This window comes from Alistipes sp. CAG:29, from assembly GCF_000435435.1.
In the GTDB taxonomy this organism is placed as follows: Bacteria; Bacteroidota; Bacteroidia; order Bacteroidales; family Rikenellaceae; genus Alistipes; species Alistipes onderdonkii.
Window position 1 is genome coordinate 122,156 of record NZ_FR893467.1, and the last position, 18,270, is coordinate 140,425.

Sequence of the window (18,270 nt, forward strand, 5' to 3'; positions counted from 1 at the left end):
GGACCCGCCTCTCGTTTTGCCGTTATGCTGCGTCGGGTTTTCGGGATGGGAGCCGCATCGCGGGGTAGGTGTAGCAGGCGGTGCAGGCGACAAGGACAATCCCCGAAGCAGAAGCTCCGGGGATTGTGTCGTTATGCCTGTGCCGTAAGAGTATTATTTTCCGATGCCGTAGTAGCGCAGCCCGGCGTTGAGCACCTCTTCCTTGTCGAAGATGTTGCGGCCGTCGACCAGGATGTTGTCGCGCATGAGCGTGAGCAATTGCGGCCAGTCGGGCATCCGGAACTGTTTCCACTCCGTGACGAGCGCGATGGCATCGGCACCCTCCGCGGCTTCGTACATCGAACCTGCGTAATGCACCCCTTCGTCGCCGATCCTGCGGCGGGCTTCCTCCATCGCCACGGGGTCGTAGACCCGAACCGTGGCGCCCGCCTTACGCAACAGGTCGATCACCACCAGTGCCGGCGCTTCGCGCATGTCGTCCGTTTCGGGCTTGAATGCAAGGCCCCATATCGCGATGGTTTTCCCGCGCAGGTCGCCCAGCGCCCGTTGCAGTTTGCCGAACAGGATGGATTTCTGCCCTTCGTTGACCCGTTCCACCGCCTCGATGACCTGCATCGTATAACCGTGTTCCTGGGCCGTACGGGCCAGGGCTTTCACGTCCTTGGGGAAGCACGAGCCGCCGTAGCCGCAGCCGGGGTAGAGGAACTTGCTGCCGATGCGGGCATCGGATCCGATGCCCTTGCGCACCATTTCGACGTTCGCCCCTACCAGGTCGCAGAGGTTGGCGATCTCGTTCATGAACGAGATGCGGGTCGCCAGCATGGCGTTGGCCGCGTATTTGGTCATTTCCGCCGAGGGGATGTCCATGAACAGTACCCGGAAATTGTTGATCAGGAACGGACGGTACAGGCGGGTCATCAGCTTGCGCGCCCGTTCGCTCTCGACGCCTACGACCACGCGGTCGGGCGACATGAAATCTTTGATGGCCGCGCCTTCCTTCAGGAATTCGGGGTTCGAGGCCACGTCGAACGGCACCTTGCAGCCGCGTTTGTCTATCTCTTCCCGGATCACGGCCTTGACCTTCTGCGCCGTACCGACGGGTACGGTGCTTTTGGTGACGAGCACCGTATACTTCTTGATGTTGCGACCGAACGTACGGGCGACTTCGAGCACGTATTTCAGGTCTGCCGAACCGTCTTCGTCGGGCGGTGTGCCGACGGCCGAGAAGACTACTTCCACCTTGTCCAGACAGTCCGTCAGTTCGGTCGTGAAGTGCAGGCGCCCCTCCTCGACATTGCGTTTGACGAGTTCTTCGAGCCCCGGCTCGTAAATCGGGATGAGGCCGTTGTTCAGGGCGTCGATCTTTTTCCTGTCGACATCGACGCACGTAATATCGAGTCCCATTTCTGCGAAACAGGCACCCGATACCAGACCGACATAACCCGTACCCACGACTGCGATTTTCATCATATTATGTCCAAGTTTTTGGTTGGTTTAGCGGTGCATGCACCCGGCGATCCGCGCTGCGAGCGCGTGGCATGCCTCGTGCCATGCCGGTGAGAAACCCTGCTTCATTTCCACGGGTTCGCAGATCGCCTCCCACTTCATCTTCTGTGCGAATTCGCCCAGGCAGCGCACGGCGGCGCTCGCCCAGCAGAAGGAGCCGAACCAACCGAAGTTGCGCTGCGGGACGCAGCGTGCCGCGATCAGGTCGAGCAGGCGTGCCACGGGCGGGTAGAGCCCTCCGTTATAGGTCGGGCCGCCCACGATGAGCGTGTCGTAACGGAACACGTCGCGCAGGACGATGGATTCATCGGCGTAGGACATGTTGTGGACGACGATCGGGCCCACGCCTTCGGCGGCCAGTTCGCGCGCTATGCGCTCGGCCATCTGCTCCGTATTGCCGTACATCGAGCCATAGGCGATCACCACGCCAGGTTCGCCTGCGTAGCGGCTCAGACGGTCGTAGACGTCCATCACCTGCGGGATCTCGCGCTGCCATACGGGGCCGTGGGTCGAGCAAATGGTCGTGGGGTTCAGGCCCCGTACCTTCGCGAGCGCCTTTTGCACAGGCACGCCGTATTTGCCGACGATGCAGGCGTAGTAGCGGCGCATTTCGTCCCAGTAGCGCGACGGGTCTACCTGCGAGTCGGTGATGCCGCCGTCGATGGCGCCGAACGTGCCGAAGGCATCGCCCGAGAAGAGCGTGCCGGCCTCGGCACACCATGTCACCATCGTTTCGGGCCAGTGTACCATCGGCGCCATGTAGAACGAGAGCGTTTTCGAGCCGAGCGATATGCTGTCGCCCTCCTTGACTTCGAGCGTCCCGGTGTCGATGCCGTAGAATCCCTGGAGCATCTGCAGCGTCTTGGCGTTGCCCACGATTCGGATGTCGGGGTAGAGCATGCGCAGTGCGCGCACGGACGACGAGTGGTCGGGTTCCATGTGGTTGATGACCAGGTAGTCGATCTTGCGGTCGCCGATGGCCTCGCGGATGTTCTCTGTCAGACGGCTGCCGAAGCCCTCTTCGACGGTATCTATCAGTGCGACCTTTTCGTCGGCAACCAGATAGGCATTGTATGAAACCCCCTGCGGGAGCGACCAGAGACCTTCGAAACGGGTGGTTGTGCGATCGTTGACCCCGACGTAATGGATGCCGGGCAAAATTTCGGTGATATTCATGGTGCGTGGCGTATTTGTTTCAAAGATAGTGAAAAATGTGCCAAAGTGGAGCGGCGCGTGCCTTCCTGCTTGCCGGATTTTTCCCTATCGTCGGATATTAAAAATTTGCGTAAAGATAACCGTTTTTTCGGATATGCGTGAAATCTGTTTCCGAAAAAAAAGCGATTCCCGCATGATGCGGTGGCTGGGCAGCTGGTTTTCCGGCCTGCGGGGTGCCTGTGGCGTTGACCGGGGGCTTGCCGTTTGCGCATGGCGAACCCGCACTGCGGCATCGGGGACAGGCGTAAAAAAAAGCCTTCGGCAAGTGCCGAAGGCTTTGGAAATATTACAAGCCGGGGCTTAGAGCAACCGGAAGAAATCCGAGCGTACGCCCTGCATGCTTACCGCGTCGTTCTTTACCGACTCCGGAATCGTCGCACGAGTGTATACGCACACGTCGCCGGTGTCGGCCGTGCTGGTCAGCGTGATGGTGTTGGACGATTCGTCTGCCGTGACCGTGTACGAGCTTCCCCAGGGGGTGTTGTCGCTGTAATTTCCCGAAAGTACATCGCCTTTGAGCAAGTAGCTGCCCGTGTATTTCTGGTACTTTACGGATTCGATCTTCTGGTAGATGGTGAACGACCCGCCGTCGAATGCGATGTAGGCGTCGAACACCTGCGGAGCCTGGCCTGTCCATGAGGTCAGGCGCCATTCTCCGACGAGTTGCTTGGCCAACGGCGTGTTGTTGTCTTTGTTGTCGTCGTCGCACCCTGCGAACAGGCTCATGCCGAGTATGGCAAAGAGAATATAGATAGTCTTTCTCATGATCTTTTTGCTGTTATCGTAATTCGTATTATAACCAACCTCCGTTCCCGGCCTGTACGCCGCGGGCGATGACGGCGAATTCCTTGGTGATCGTCATGCCGCCCATCACGCTGCCCGTGCCGACCTTGTCGCCGCCGCCGATTGCCGTAACCGTGATCTTCGCCACGCCGGACTTGGTGCATTTGATCTTCAGTTTGCCGTACGCCATCGTGGGTGCAGCCTCGATCCCCAGTTTGGCCATGTCGGCTGCGGACATCGAAACATCGGTGTAGGTGAGGTTCGTTGCGCTGCCGCCGAAGAACTGCGTCAGGGGAATGAGCTCTTCAGCCCCTACACCGACCTTGAGGCACGGCGTGCCTTCGATCTGCATCAGCAGTTGATAAGCGTCTACTGCGCCCGTACCCAACTGCTTACGGTATTTTTCGAGGTACATCGTGCCGTTCGATTCTTTGGTGCCGTCGAGATACCGTTCCATGTCGTTCACCGAGGTGAGGAGCATGCTGATAAACTCGTTGCGGGTGTAGTGCTTGCCTTTTGCCACGGCATAGGAGAGGCCGAGTGCGGCGACGCCCGATACGTGCGGGCAGGCCATCGAGGTTCCCTGCATATAGCCGTAATCCGAACCCTCGTTCATTTCCGAAGGCATCGTCGAAAGTACCGTAGCGGTCGAATTGCTTGCAATGTAAGCGTCGCCGCCCGGCGCCGAGATGTTACAGCCGGGGCCGTAGTTGGTGTAGCTTGCAGGCAGGAAGTCGGGCGAGAACGAGGTTACCGAAATATAATCGCGGAACGCCCCGGGGTACCCGGCACGGTCGAGTGCGTCGTTGCCGGCCGAGAAGATGACCAGACCGCCGTCTATCGCGTCGCAGTTCGACGTGGCGATGAAATAGGCGAGTGCGTCATGCTCCGCTTTGGCTTTTTTGGCGTACTGGTCGTCGGAGGTGTAGCCACCGCCCTTGATACCCATCGAGCACTGGATGATCGAAGCACCGTTGTCGGCCGCGTATTTGAATGCCCTTGCCATGACGGCCGTCGTGCCCGAACCTGCTGCCGTACCGGACAGGGCCTGGCACGACATGAGCCGTACACCGTCGTTGTTGCCCGAGCCGCCCGCTACTCCGCAGACACCGATGCCGTTGTTGTTGACCGCTGCTACCGTGCCTGCGGTATGCGTCCCGTGACCGGAGTCGCCGTCGCCCTTTGCGTCGACCACATCCCAGGAGATGGGGCCGTTCGTAACGAAATTGTACCCGTAATAATCATCCACGTAACCGTTGCCGTCGTCATCGACGCCCGTGGTTCCGGTCATCTCCCTGGTGTTGACCCACATGTTCGCAGCTAGGTCGGGGTGCGTATATTTCACGCCTTCGTCGACTACGGCTACGATGATCTTGGGATCTCCGGCCGTGAGTTTCCATGCCTCTTCCACGTTGATGTCCGCACCTTCGCGCGCGGTCTGTGCCACGGCCTTGTCGCCTTTGTTGATATAGTGCCACTGGCGCTTCAATTCCGGGTCGTTGAACGGCCATACGATCGAACGTGTGTCTGCCGACATGGCGGGCGCATCCGAACGGAGCGGGGTGGCCTTGCCGTCCCACATTTTTTCGAGCTTCGTGTTGAACTGGATGTTCGCCACTTCGGCTACGGCCGACAGTTTCTGTGCGGCGAGATCCAGGTCGACTTCGGTGTCGAACTGCAATTCGTACCACTTGTGCAGGCCGGCTGCGCGCGTGCGCTCCTCGTTGCGTGTGTCTACCGGGAACAGGCGGTTCAGGGAGCTGACGTTCAGCTCCGAAAGTATTTCATCCACGGAGACGATACCCGCGCGGGTAGCGACCGACCGTGTCTTGGCGGCGGCTTCGGCGGCCTGTTCGAGGCTGCCGATGGCTGCGTCGTCGAAATAAACGAGCAGGCTGCCCGCTTCGGCGTCGATCGAGGTGTTGACGATCTTATGCGATGTGGCGGGTATCTGCGAACCGCCGTCGGTTGCGTCGGTCATAGGGTCTGACGTACAACTCGCAAGCAGAAGCGCCGTAATGAGTAGTAATTTTTTATCAATCATAATCCGAGTTATTTTTTGAGGGTCTCCCCTCCCCGGTGGAAGGGGAGACCGCTCTTGATCACTAATTGGGTGAACGACTGAAATTATTTAGCCATTTTTTTCAGGGGCATTTTCTCCATGCCTCCGCTTTGCAGAGTGTTTGCCCGGGGTGCAAAACCTTCGGAGAACGAACTCATCGCGGGAGTTGCGATCCGAACGGACACCTCACCTTCGAGCGGGTTCGCGCCGCGGTTGACGGGCTTGCCGAACAGTTCGTCGATCAGGGCGTGAGCACGTTCGCGGCCGCGCAGTTCGACATAGTTCGAGGGGTTGATGGAGATTTCCTTCGAGAGGGTCAGCATCTTATCCGAAGCAACCTTGCGCGGTGCGGCTGCTCCCGTGTTGCTACCGGTCGCCGGTACCATCAGCGGGGACGTATAGCTTTCCCAGTTGCCGATCGAGTTCGTATAGTTGGCATCCGTGTATGCCTTGACTAATATGGTGTCGAAATTATACTGATCCGACCAGTCGGGGCCACAAATCAGGGCGAGATACCCGTCTTCCGTGACACCTCCGATCATCATGCCGTCGATTGCGTCGGAACCCATGCCCGTTTCTTTGTCCAGAATGTAATACTTGAGATAGAGCGTCGCTCCCAGGTACGGAATGGTGCCCATGGGCTGCCCTTTCAGAACATAGATGATCCCGTTGTACCACTCCCAGACAACCGTGTCTTCGTTATTGGCTCCGAGCGAGAGGCCCGCAACATTGATTGCATCCAGATTGTTGGTGTCGTCGGTCTCATTCTCCGAGAAGACGACCTGGCCGATCTTGCTGCGATCCGTTTTACCGGAGCCGTCGTTGCTGATTCCCCACAGGTTCCATGTCTTGAACAGTTGGGCTTTATCGCTGAACACATAGAGGTCGTCGATCGTGTATTTGCGCTGCAGCGGATCTGCCTTGCCGGCAGTAGTCTGTTCTACGGCGAACAGTTTGCCGTTGTAACCGTTGTCGGCGTATACCAGCAGGGTGTAACTTGTACCTGCCGACAGACCCGTATAGAACGGAGCGTAACCTGTGCCGTTAATCTTTTCGAGTTGAGCTGTGGTAAGTGCCTTGCCGGATGCCTTGACACCCGCGATCAGCTGCGATTCGTTCATGTCCTGGGTCGAAGCCGTCGTGAACAGGCCGATGTACCCCGATGCGATCTCCTCGCCGAACAGGATCCCCTTGATCGAGTTTTCCGGGGTGTAGCCTTGGGACTCATACTCCCACGTAAGCTCTGTGCGGACGCTCATTATGACGGGTTTCTCCTCGCCGGCCTTGACGTAACCGAACGATACGTACCCGTATTTCTGGAGGTTGCCTTTTTCGTCATAAGAATTGCCGACGATGGTGTAGATGCCGGTCTTCTCCATGACGGCGGTGATCGTACCCGAAGCCGTGATCTCCTCGCTCGGGATCGTCCCTGCGTCGATGTCTCCCGATTTGGCCGCAGCGAGCGACTCGCTGAGCGCACCCTCGAAGAAGGCATATTTCACCTTGTCGACGTCGTTGCCGAGCGTAGCCGTGATGGCGACCTTGCCGTCTGCGGGCGCCGACTTCTCGAAGGCTACCGAGTAATCGTAGCTTACCGCGCCCGGGAACAACAGGCGGGTCATTTCGGTATTGGCCTTGAAGTAGCTGGTTGCTTCCCATAGCGAAGGTGTCGTCAGAAGGATCGCCTTCGGCGGGAAGGTGAGGACGCCGTTTTCCAGCGTGCCGTACATCGTGGCCGAAGCCATGCCGGGATAATTCTCCTGGCAGAACGAAACGATCACGAATGCGCCGTTGTCTTCGTAACCTACGTCGTTGATCTCAAAACCTGTCGGCTGTACCGGGAACCATACTTTTTCGGGATCCCGCGCGTCGATGATGGTATAGGTCGGAACGGAGGGAACGTTGGAATACCTTCCACCGACGATTTTGGCCATGTAGGCTTCGTCATAAATATCCTTGATACGGTAGTAACCCTTCATGTCGGCACGTTCGTAAATCTCGACTTCCTTTTCTGCATTGGGGACACCGTTTTCCTTTATGTTGGAGCCCATTATCGCCGTGAAGAAGTCGTCGCGCCACGTGCCTTTGGTTTCACCGTTGGGGCCCTTCACGAGATCCCACTGGACGCGGGTGACGCTGAAATCGAGCCCGTTGGAATATTCTCCGTAAAGCAGTGCGTATTTCTTGTCCTTCACCACGATGGAGCAATCGTAGGTCTTACCGACCTCAGCTCCGGGGAAGTCCACCGAGAACGTGGTTGCTTCCTGTCCGGCCTCGAATTTGATTTCCGAGACCGTGAAAAGGCCGTCCTGGGTGCTGCTGACTTCCACAGGCACGGTGATCGCATCGTTGTAGTTCTTGCGCATGGCCGTGAAGGTCAGGGTCGTAGGCTCCGCCGGATCGAGCTCTTGGTCGCCGGCATTTTCCTGCGAGGGAAAATAAACGCCGTAGCAGTCCGTGTCTTCGCCTTCGCCGGGAGTATACTTAATGTCGTCCGAGCAACTTGCGAGCACGAATGTCGCTGTGAGCGCGTACAATATATATTTGATTGTTTTCATACTATTCGGTCTTTGGTATTAAAGCAAATTTTGCATATTGCCGTTACTTATCCGTCCAAGGCGTTATCTTGCCCGAGGGGTCGGGGTTGTTGACTACGGCGGGGTTGTTCTGGATTTCACCACGGGTAATGACAAAATTCCAGTGGGGAGCGCGGCCGTCGGTGTTCAAACGATAATCGGAAGGAGAATTGGTACCCTTGTAGCCGCGGGTCATGGACATATCCAGACGTTTCAGGTCGAACATGATGATACCCTCGCCCCAGAACTCGATGCGTTTTTGGAGGATCAGCTCCTCGATGAAACTCTTGAGTGTCGGCGTGCGTTCGCTACAATCGTACGAGCCGTCGGTGAAACGGTACTTCATGAATTCGTTAAGCAGTTCACGGGCGGCGACGATATTGCTTTGCGCCGTAGCTTCCGCTTCGATAAGGTACATCTCCTCGACGCGCATGCAGGGAATATCCGTAGCCCCGCCGACTTTGAAGTCGGTATAGTTGCCCTGGGCGGGACGGAACTTGATATTGACATAGTCTTTCAGCGTTGCGAAGTATGCACTGCCGTTGGGGCGGCAACTCTTGTACGCGTAGAAATTGCGGTCGGGATCGAGCCACGAATGCTTGCGGAAATCCTTGTTGTCGATCTTGTTGTAGAGGGCCTTGTCAATGGCACGGCCTACCTGGTGTCCGTATCCCCACGACTCCTCGTTACCGATGTGGGCCTGGAAGTTCAGCAGGTTGGAAACGTTGTCGCTGGTGATCGGCAGGCCCCAGATCCACGATTTGTTTGCCGTCGCACTATTGAAACCGGTCGTCGGATCCTCCCACTGTGCCTGGGTCAGGGGTGTGCAACCGCTCGTGGTGATGGCTTTGCGGGCATACTCTGCGGCCTTCTTGTAAGCATCGGGATTGTTGTCGGCAGTACCGCGTTCCAGATAAGCACGTGCCTGGAGCCCATAGACCATAGCCAAACTGGGCGTGTAGGGATCTGTCGCCGAGTAATCGGAAAGGTATGTCGCCGCCTTTTCGAGGTCGGGGAAGATCACTTTCTCGTAGACGTCGGCTGCCGACGCACGGGGATTGGCCTTAGCTTCGGCCTCGGTCGTGGTCTCGGTTACGATAGGTACGGCAAGGCCGAGCACTCCGTCTGCGGACGTGTATTTATTCTCCTTGAACTCATAGAGACGTACCAGGTCGAGGTAGAACGAAGCCCGGTAAGCGTAAGCGAAGCCGAGGATATGCTTGGTCGTGGTCGTGAGAGCTTCCGGGTCGATGGTGCTGATGATGTCGTTGGTCGACTTGATCCAAGTGAAATAGTTGTTCCAGGTCAGGAGATTGGCCGCGTAGTTCTCTGCGAGAGCATCGTTGGCGCCCCACTGGCTGAACCAGTCGTAGCCCGTATCGCCCGTTATGGCCATGTCGCCTGCTGCTGAATCGGTAGCGAGGTGGATGGCCGGGAGGGAGAAATTCCAGTGCATATTGCCGTAGTCGGTAAGCGACTTAACCTGGATAAGCGCCGTGGGGATACCTTTCACCATCGCTTCGAGGGCCGAGGGGGAACCTGCGATCTGGTCGGATGTGGCCCTGTCGGTCGGGAATGTTTCCTTGATGCACCCGCTAAGCAGTGCAGCCGAAGCAAGGGCTGCTATAGATATTTTCAGTATATTTTTCATATCCGAATAATTAGCTGGTTATGGATTAGAATTGGATATTGATACCGCCCGAGATGGTGCGTATCGGAGAATAGGTTGCGTAATTCGAGGTTCCCAGAACGCCCTGGTTGTCCGTATTGTCTGCGTAGCGCGGATCCAGTCCCTTACGCTTGGACCAATAGAATACGTTTTCGCAGGCGAGGTAGATACGCATCTTGCCGACTCCGAATTTCTGGGTGAACTTCGACGGCAGTGTATAGCCGAAGTTGATGTTCTGCAGGGTCAGGTAGCTTGCGTCGATCAGGAAACGGTCGGAGGTATCCGTCGTGTTCGAATCGCCGTACTGCATACGCGGAATGTTCGAGTTCGGATTCTCCGGTGTCCATGCGTTGAGTATGTCCTTGTGCCAGTTCACGCCGATGCTGCCGGTCGGGGTCGGCGTGCTCATCGCTGCGGCATACCCCGAGTCGTAGATCTTGCCGCCGATCTGGTAGTTGAAGTTGATGCCGAAATCGAACCCGAAGAACGAAACGCTCGTGCCGAAGCCGCCGTAAAGGTCGGGGATCGCATTGCCGCAGAGGTAATCGCTAGCTTCCGAATGGGCTGTGGTGGTCGTTCGTTCACCCGTCGGCTTCCCGTCCTTGTCCTTTACATCCTTATACCACATGGAGCGTCCGTCCTCCGAGACGCCGGCGTATTTCTTCATATGGAAGGTATACAGCGGCAGCCCTTCGCCGTAGAAGAAGCTACTGCCGCCGTAGCCGTAATAACCCTCCACCTCTATGGTGCGGCGTTCGGGAGGCAATGAAATGATCTTGTTCTTGAGGTGCGTCAGGTTGACGTTGATGTCCCACTGCACGTTTTTGCTGCGGATCGGGGTGAAGTTCAGGTCGACCTCGATACCTTTGTTGGACATGTCGCCGACGTTGGCATAGTAGGAAGAGTAACCCAGCGACGGTGCCGTGGGGAATGCCATCAGCATGTCGGTCGTCTTGCGGTTGAAGTACTCGATGCTACCCGATATGCGGTTCTGGAGTACGCCGAATTCGATACCGGCGTTGAAGTTGGTATTGGTCTCCCAGGTGATGTTGGGATTACCTTTCTCCAGGAATGCTACGGACATCTCTCCATTCGACGAGGCGAGCCGGTAGGTATCCACATAACGGTAGTCACCGATTTTGTCATTACCCTGCGAACCGATCGATGCCTTGACCTTCAGCATGTCGAGCCAGCCGTGCGTCCCGGACATGAAATTCTCCTTGGTTACGATCCATGCGGTACCTACCGACCAGAAGTTGCCCCAGCGGTGCGAGGGATGGAAGCGCGACGAGGCATCGCGGCGGTACGAAGCCGAGAAGAAATATTTACCGTCGTAATCGTACTGCGCGCGGCCGAAATAGCCTTCATTATTATAGGTGATGACATACGAGGTTGCGCTCTGCTTGTCGATTATCGCACCGGCCAGTTCGTCGTTGTCGGGCGAGAACATGTTGCCCGTGCTGCCGTAAAGCAGGTACTGCCTGCGCTGGTAGTATTCATGGCCGAGCATTACATTGACATTGTGCTTGCCGATGACTTTGGTGTAGTTGAGGATCTGCTGAAGGTTGTGCGAGAAATCACGCGTATGGTATTTGCCTATGATACCGTTCTCGTCGGCGAACTGTCCGAAATAGGGGTTCTGTACGGTCGTCCGGCGGGTCTCGTCGAGCGAAACACCTACATTGAAAGTGAATTTGAAATCCTTCAGGAACAATATGTCGAAGAATCCCGTGCCGTTGAAGGCATTGCCTTCCGAACGGTCGGTGTTCAGGCGGGAATCCGCCAGACCGTTCGCGTTCGGCAGCAGGGGACGGGTCAAACCGGCGTTCATTCCGTTTCCGTAGTCGTACATCGTGATGCCGGCGTCGTTCTTCATGATATTTCCCTGCCCGTCACGGACGTAGAGGGGATAGATGGGGGGTATGGACGAGGTGAAGGCGAAGAGGTTGGCCGAAGAGTTTCCCTGCCCGTCCGCGCTCAGCGAATTGTAGGTGAAGTTGGCGTAACCAGCGTTGGCACCGACCTTCAGCCATTTTTTGGCCTGGTAATCGGCTTTCAGACGGGCGGTGTAGCGTTCCATATTCGAGTTTTCGGTGATACCTTCGTTATTCAGGTAGCCGAACGAGGCGTAGAACGTACTGCGATCCGTGGCGCCCGATACGCTCACGTTGTACTCCTGACGCATCGAAGAGCGGAAAGCAATATCTTCCCAGTCGTCGGGGGTAAGCAGGTACTCCTGTCCGTTATAAACGACCCGGTTGCCCAGCGTAGCATTGGGATTGAGTTTCCCGTTTGTGCCGATAACCGACTGGCCGTCGGGCACGCTGTAAACCATGTAGCCCAGACCGCCGTCGTTCTTCGAGGCGGCCAGGTTCTTGTTGGCCATGGCGTGTGCCGTGCTCTCGCTCATGCCCTGTGACCGGTAGTAGCTGTTCAGGGCCGTGTAGTATGTTTCATAATACTGGGCCGGGTTTTTGATGTAGTCGTATGACTGCATCGCGCGCGAGTTCACACCCCACTTGGCATCTACCGTGACGGTGGCTTCCTGTCCACGGGCCTTTTTGGTCGTGACCATGATGACACCGTTGGCACCACGCGCACCGTAAAGGGCGTTGGATGCTGCGTCCTTCAGAACGGTCATCGACTCGATGTCGTTGGGGTTCAGGTTGTTCAGGTCTCCTTCGTAGGGAGTTCCGTCCACGATCCACAGGGGGTCTTTCTCGGCGTTGATCGAACTGAATCCACGGATGCGGACGATCGGGTTGGCACCCGGTTTACCCGATTCGTTGGATATCTGGACACCGGCAACCTTACCGGCCAGCGACTGGGCGACGTTCGACTGCTGCGACTTTGCGATGTCATCCGCCTTGATGACGGTCGCGGAACCGGTAAACGCCTCCTTTTTGGAGGTACCGAACGCCACGACGATCACGTCGTCGATCGCCTGTGTATCTTCGTGCATAGTCACGTCGATGCGCGATTTGCCAGCGATAGGGAGCTGCTGCCCCACATATCCGATGAACGTCACCGAAAGGGTGCCGTCAGCCGGAGCCGAAAGTGAGTACTGGCCTGCCGCGTTGGTCGTAGTACCGATCGAAGTACCGTCTACCATGACAGTAGCGCCCGCAACGGGATTCCCGTTTGCGTCAGAAACTGTACCGGAGACCTGCTTGTTTTGGGCGAATGCGTATAGCCCGAGTACCAAAACAGCAATTAACGATAGTACAATTTTTCTTACCATAAGCGTTAATTTTAATTGGTTTTTTAAAATAAAAACCCAACAGCCTGTGAGCAGGATTTTACGATTCTGGTAAGATACTGAATATCATATATATAGTTGAGTGAACGCGAGATTGCGATCCGGTTTTGAAAAGGCGCGGTAACTTGAAAGTTACCTGAGGGTGCGGTGTATAAAATTAATTTACAGCATATTAACGACTGCTTGCCATATATCTTGAGTTACCAATACATAACCGGGAAACGACTGGTAATGCCCTGCGATTCCCCGAAAATCAACGGGATGGAATAATATGACTCAATATAATCCAAAAAATCCGTATGGATTACAGTTGCCGGAACCCGTATCAGGATTTATCCGGGTAATTCCGCCGGGCATCGCGGCAATACTCCGGATGCCGTAACGCTATCCCGGGCATCATAAGCCCCCCTGCCGGAATCCCGGCAGCGACAGGGAGGGGCTATCAATACGCACACTGCTCACCGGACGGTACGGGCATAAAAAAACCCGGAAGCGTCACGACTTCCGGGCCCAGAAAATAAGTATTAACCACTAAAGCGGATTCTGGTCGGCCGCATTGATGTATGGATTGCTGTTCAGCTCGATCGACAGCGGAATCTGGTAGGTGAATTCCTTGCCGGCAGCCTTGACCAGCTTGTGCGTGTGGTTGGAGGATGCCGTACGGTCTACACCGACGTTGAAGCGCTTGTTGGTAAAGAATTCGTGCCCCTCACCCCAGAGTTCGATACGGCTCTGCAGGAAGATCTCCTTCAGCAGTGCTTCGCCCGTATTCGAGGACTTTGCATAACCCGAATCGCGCTTCGACACCAGGTCGTAAAGCGTCTGCTGGGCTGCGGAACTGTTGCCGCCGCGGGCTTCGGCCTCGGCCTTCAGCAGGTATGCCTCCGACAGGCGCATGTAGATTTCGTCAGCCTCGTAGGTCGGGGTGTTGAACTTGACGTTCGAATAGGCCGGATAGGTGAACTCCCCGACCGTGGTCTCGGTCGCATTGAAATTCTTCTTGCGGTAGTCGGTAGCTGCGATCTGATTATAGAGCTGGTCGTCGATAGCCATGTAGATACCCTTGTTGTTGGCATTGTCCACAGCCGTGATCGACATGAACGATGCGAAGGAACGGTTGCCGAGCGACGTGGAAGCAGCCCACGTGTAGCCCCAGATGGTCTCGGGAAGCGAGGTGCTCTGGAAACCCGAAGTCGTATACTGCTCCTCGTTCATGAGCGAGTAGCCTGCCGAAATCACCGCCCCGGCAGCATTGGCTGCCGTGGTGTAATCGCCTGTGGTCAGCGCCACGCGCGCCAGCACCATGTTCGCAACCGTCTGGTCGATGTCAGCCGTCGAGCTCATGGGATCGTAGCCCTCCTGCTCGAACAGGGCGATGGCATTCTGCAGGTCGGTCGTGATCGTGCTGTAAACCTCGGTCGACGGGGTGCGTCCCTTGGCACCCTCGACGGTCAGATAGAGGGGGACACCCGCCTTATCCTTGCCGCCGTGCATGTAGTCGTCCTGGTAAACGCACATCAGGTAATAGTAAGCCAGCGCGCGGTAGGTCAGCGCCTGAGCCTTATATACCAGCGCCTTGCCCGTAGCATCGTCGGGGATCAGGTCGAGGATCTGGTTCGACTGATAGACGATCTTGTAGTAACAGTACCAGCGGTCTGCCGTATAGGCATTGGTCTGGGCACGGATGCTTTCGAACATATATTCGTCGGCAAACCAGTTGGTCAGTTTCGTGAGCACCATATCGTTGCCCTGCAAATCCATACCCAGATTCCAGACCATGAATCCGCGGTCGTTGGTTCCTGCCAGACGGTTGCCGGTATGCATGTAGTTGACGGCTCCCTGCATCATGGGTGCGAGCACGAGGTCGGCATTCTCCTTGATCAGTTCGCTCAGCTGCTCATCCGACACCTGGCTGCCCGAAGGCTCGGTGTCGAGCTCGCTCGCACAGGATGCGAACAGGAGCACCGTAGCTATTGCGATGTAATATACTATGTTTTTCATACGCTAATATCTCGTTTATTATAAGTTCATCGTAATACCGAAAGTAAAGGTCTTCGCCTGCGGGAACCCGAATGCGTTCTGTCCCGTGTAAGCGGTACGCGGGTCGAAGCCCGTATGCGCGGAGGTGAAGTAGAGGTTGTCGGCGGCGAAGAAGACACGCAGCGACTCGATGCAGATCTTCGACGTCCAGCGCTTGGGCAGCGTATAGCCGACGTTGATCGTCTTGAGGCTGAAGTAGGAAGCATCGCGGTAGAGGTAGTCGCAGTTCGAACGTACGAAATTCCAGGTGCCGTTGAACATCAGCTTGGGGAATTTGGCATTGGTATGCTCCGGCGTCCAGGTGTTGCCCACGAGGTCTTGCGAGGCTACAAAACCGGCACGTCCCGGATCATATACGTTGGCCGAGTTGCCGTCCCACTGGCGGCCGCCGATCTGGTAAGCCGCAGCCAGCATGAAATCGAAGTTCTTCCAGCGGAACGAGGTGCGAAAACCACCCGTCACGTCGGGCAGCGCATCGCCAATCTCGTACTGCGTGGCTTCGTTGATATTGAAGGTCTTTTCACGGCCCGTAACCTTGCCTTCGCCGTCCACGACATCTTTCCAGAACGTCTCCTGGCCGGTTTCGGGATCTACGCCGGCAAACTTGAAGAGGTAGAGGTTGTAGTAGGACTTGCCTTTGCCGCGCAGGAAATTACCGCTGATGTAGTCGCCGCCCAACGCCGGGTTGCCCAGCTCCGAAGGATAGTCGATCAGGCGGTTGCGTGCGAACGAGGCGTTGACCGCGAAGTTCCAGTAGAGATCCTTATGCTTGAGGATGTCCACGCCCAGGTCGATTTCGAAACCGCGGTTAGCCAGGATACCGACGTTTTCCAGGCGGCTCGCAAGGCCCGTCGACGACGGGGTCGGACGGTTCCAGATCAGGTCGTGCGTACGGCGGTTATAGTAGTCGACCGTACCGTAAAAACGGTTCCACAGGCGGAAATCGATACCCAGGTCGATCTGGTAGTTGCGCTCCCACGAAAGATTGCGGTTACCCGTGCTGGCTTGCGTAATGCCGATCTGGCCGTTGGTTTCCCCGATCGTCCAGAGGTTGGTGTAGGGATACGAAGCCGAAAGCTGGTTGCCGGCCACACCGTAGTTGACGCGCAGTTTCAGTTCGTCGACCCACGTAGCGTTGTCCATGAAGCTCTCGCCCTTGATACGCCATGCGGCGCCCACAGACCAGAAGTGGCCCCACTTGTCGTACTTGAAGCGCGACGATCCGTCGTAGCGGTACGAACCCGAGAAGAAATACTTGCCGGCGTAGTTATAGTTCACACGTGCGAAATAGCCTTCGATGGCGGTCACCACGGTGCTCGAGGTCGAACCGTTTTGGTACTGAGAAACGGCGTTGCCCAGTTCGGGGATGCCCGGGTAGAAAATATTTTTCTTGTAGGCGTCCACGACGCGCGTGTCGGTCTTACCGAACTCGTGGCCGATCAGCACGTCGAAGTTGTGGTTCTCCTTGATGGTCTTGTTCCAGTTGAGCATCTGCTGGGTGTTGTACGAGAAATAGTTGTTGTTGTACTTCTCGACAAGACCGTTGTTGGTCGACGTGGCAGCCGTACCGTATTCATTGTTATAATAGAAGGTATCCATCCGGTACACGTTGTCCAGCGTGAAGTTGGCCGTGAACTTGAAATCCTTCAGGAATACGACCTCGCCGTAGAAATTGGCGTAGAGGTTGTCGCGAACCGAGTTGTTGATATCGCGGCTCATCGACTGCATGGGGTGCGCGAAGTTGTTGAACGAGTTGAACTGATCCTGCGTTGCACCGTAGGGCGAAAGGGTCGTGCCGTTGCCCTGCTCGTACATCTTCGTGCCGTCGGCATTGTAACGGATGTTACCGTCCAGGTCGCGGGCGTAGTACGGCACGGTGGGGTTCTGCCACATCGTCCACAGGAACACGTTGCCCGTGTTGGCGCCCGAATAGCCGGGGCTGTCAATATCGCGGCGGGCATACGAAAGGTTCGTCCCGACCTTCAGCCATTTGGTGGCCTGTGCATTGAAGGCGGCGCGACCCGAGTAACGCTTGAATCCCGACATGATTACATACGAGGGGTCTTCGAGGAAGCTGCCCGAAACGTAGTAGTCCATCTTGTCGTTGCCGCCGCTGATGCTCAGCGTGTATTCCTGACGGAACTGCTTGGTGAACAGGTAGTCGTCGTAGTTGTCGGCATAGAGCAGTTTCGCGTCGGAATTGAGCTTGCCCGTGGCGGGGTCGATCAGCGTCGTGCCGTCCGGGATCTTGTAGGCCATGTAGTTTCCGAGCACGGGCATGAGGTTGGAGTTCGCCGCATTGGCAAGCACAGCATGGCTCGCCCCCGGATTATTCGCCTCAAGGTAGTTATAAAGCCCGCCGTATACATATTCGTAATAGTCGCCGGGGTTCTGCATGGTCTCATGCTCTTTGATACCCTGCTGATTCCAACCCCACTTGGCTTCGAACATGATGTTGGCCTTCTGGTTGCGCGTTCCCTTCTTCGTAGTGACGAAAACCACGCCGTTTGCGGCACGCGAACCGTACAGCGCATTGGCAGCGGCATCCTTCGACACGACGATCGACTCGATATCGAGCGGGTTGATCGTCGAAAGCGCCGACGAATAAGGCACGCCGTCGACGACGATCAGTGCGGTCTGGGTTCCGTTGATCGAACCGATACCGCGGATGATGATCGAAGCGTCGTCACCGGGCTGTCCCGTAGAGCTGTACGACTGCACACCGGTAACGGCGCCTTCCAGCATTCGCGAAGCGGAAGCAACGGTGGTCTTTGATATTTCACCGGCCGAAACCGATGCGATCGAACCGGTAAAATCCTTCTTCTTGATTTCACCGAAGGCCGTGATGACTACATTGTCGATCGCCTGTGCGTTCTCCTTGAGCGTCACCGAAACATGGGTGTGCCCGGCGATCGCGACGGTCTCGGTGTCATACCCGATGAACGAAACGACCAGTTTCCCGTTTGCAGGGGCTGCAAGCGAGAAGGTGCCGTTCGTACCTGTCGTGGTACCGATATGCTGGCCCTCGACCATGACTGTGGCTCCAGCCACCGGAGCACCGGCGGCATCGGTAACTGTACCGGAAACCTGCCTGTTCTGGGCGGATACGTATAACCCGCATACCAAAACGGCAATTAACGATAGTACAATTTTTCTTACC

The 18,270-nt window shown here is 56.5% G+C and carries 9 protein-coding genes; all 9 read right to left on the bottom strand.

The features are described from left to right. Window positions 1-153: 153 nt before the first annotated feature. Window positions 154-1,467, bottom strand: coding sequence for a UDP-glucose dehydrogenase family protein (locus tag QVP03_RS07800; RefSeq protein ID WP_174760568.1), 1,314 nt, complete (start codon window positions 1,465-1,467; stop codon window positions 154-156). Window positions 1,468-1,494: 27 nt separating this feature from the next. Beyond that, window positions 1,495-2,682: an FprA family A-type flavoprotein gene (locus tag QVP03_RS07805; RefSeq protein ID WP_022332946.1), complete on the bottom strand. Its 1,188-nt coding sequence runs from the start codon at window positions 2,680-2,682 to the stop codon at window positions 1,495-1,497. Between the two features lie 339 nt (window positions 2,683-3,021). After that, window positions 3,022-3,486, bottom strand: a complete 465-nt coding sequence (locus QVP03_RS07810; RefSeq protein ID WP_022332947.1) for a lipocalin family protein — start codon at window positions 3,484-3,486, stop codon at window positions 3,022-3,024. A 28-nt stretch (window positions 3,487-3,514) separates the two neighbouring features. Continuing rightward, a complete protein-coding gene (locus tag QVP03_RS07815; RefSeq protein ID WP_022332948.1) occupies window positions 3,515-5,548 on the bottom strand; it encodes a S8 family peptidase in 2,034 nt (677 codons plus the stop codon). Between the two features lie 83 nt (window positions 5,549-5,631). Then, window positions 5,632-8,124, bottom strand: coding sequence for a hypothetical protein (locus QVP03_RS07820; RefSeq protein WP_022332949.1), 2,493 nt, complete (start codon window positions 8,122-8,124; stop codon window positions 5,632-5,634). 43 nt (window positions 8,125-8,167) lie between these two features. Further along, entirely contained in the window at window positions 8,168-9,793 is a 1,626-nt protein-coding gene (locus tag QVP03_RS07825) for a RagB/SusD family nutrient uptake outer membrane protein (RefSeq protein ID WP_022332950.1), read from the bottom strand. 25 nt (window positions 9,794-9,818) lie between these two features. Then, window positions 9,819-13,052, bottom strand: coding sequence for a SusC/RagA family TonB-linked outer membrane protein (locus tag QVP03_RS07830; protein WP_022332951.1), 3,234 nt, complete (start codon window positions 13,050-13,052; stop codon window positions 9,819-9,821). Window positions 13,053-13,601: 549 nt separating this feature from the next. Then, complete coding sequence (locus QVP03_RS07835) at window positions 13,602-15,071, bottom strand: RagB/SusD family nutrient uptake outer membrane protein (RefSeq protein WP_022332952.1); 1,470 nt, start codon at window positions 15,069-15,071, stop codon at window positions 13,602-13,604. 18 nt (window positions 15,072-15,089) lie between these two features. Then, complete coding sequence (locus QVP03_RS07840) at window positions 15,090-18,236, bottom strand: SusC/RagA family TonB-linked outer membrane protein (RefSeq protein ID WP_288210701.1); 3,147 nt, start codon at window positions 18,234-18,236, stop codon at window positions 15,090-15,092. Window positions 18,237-18,270 lie beyond the last annotated feature (34 nt).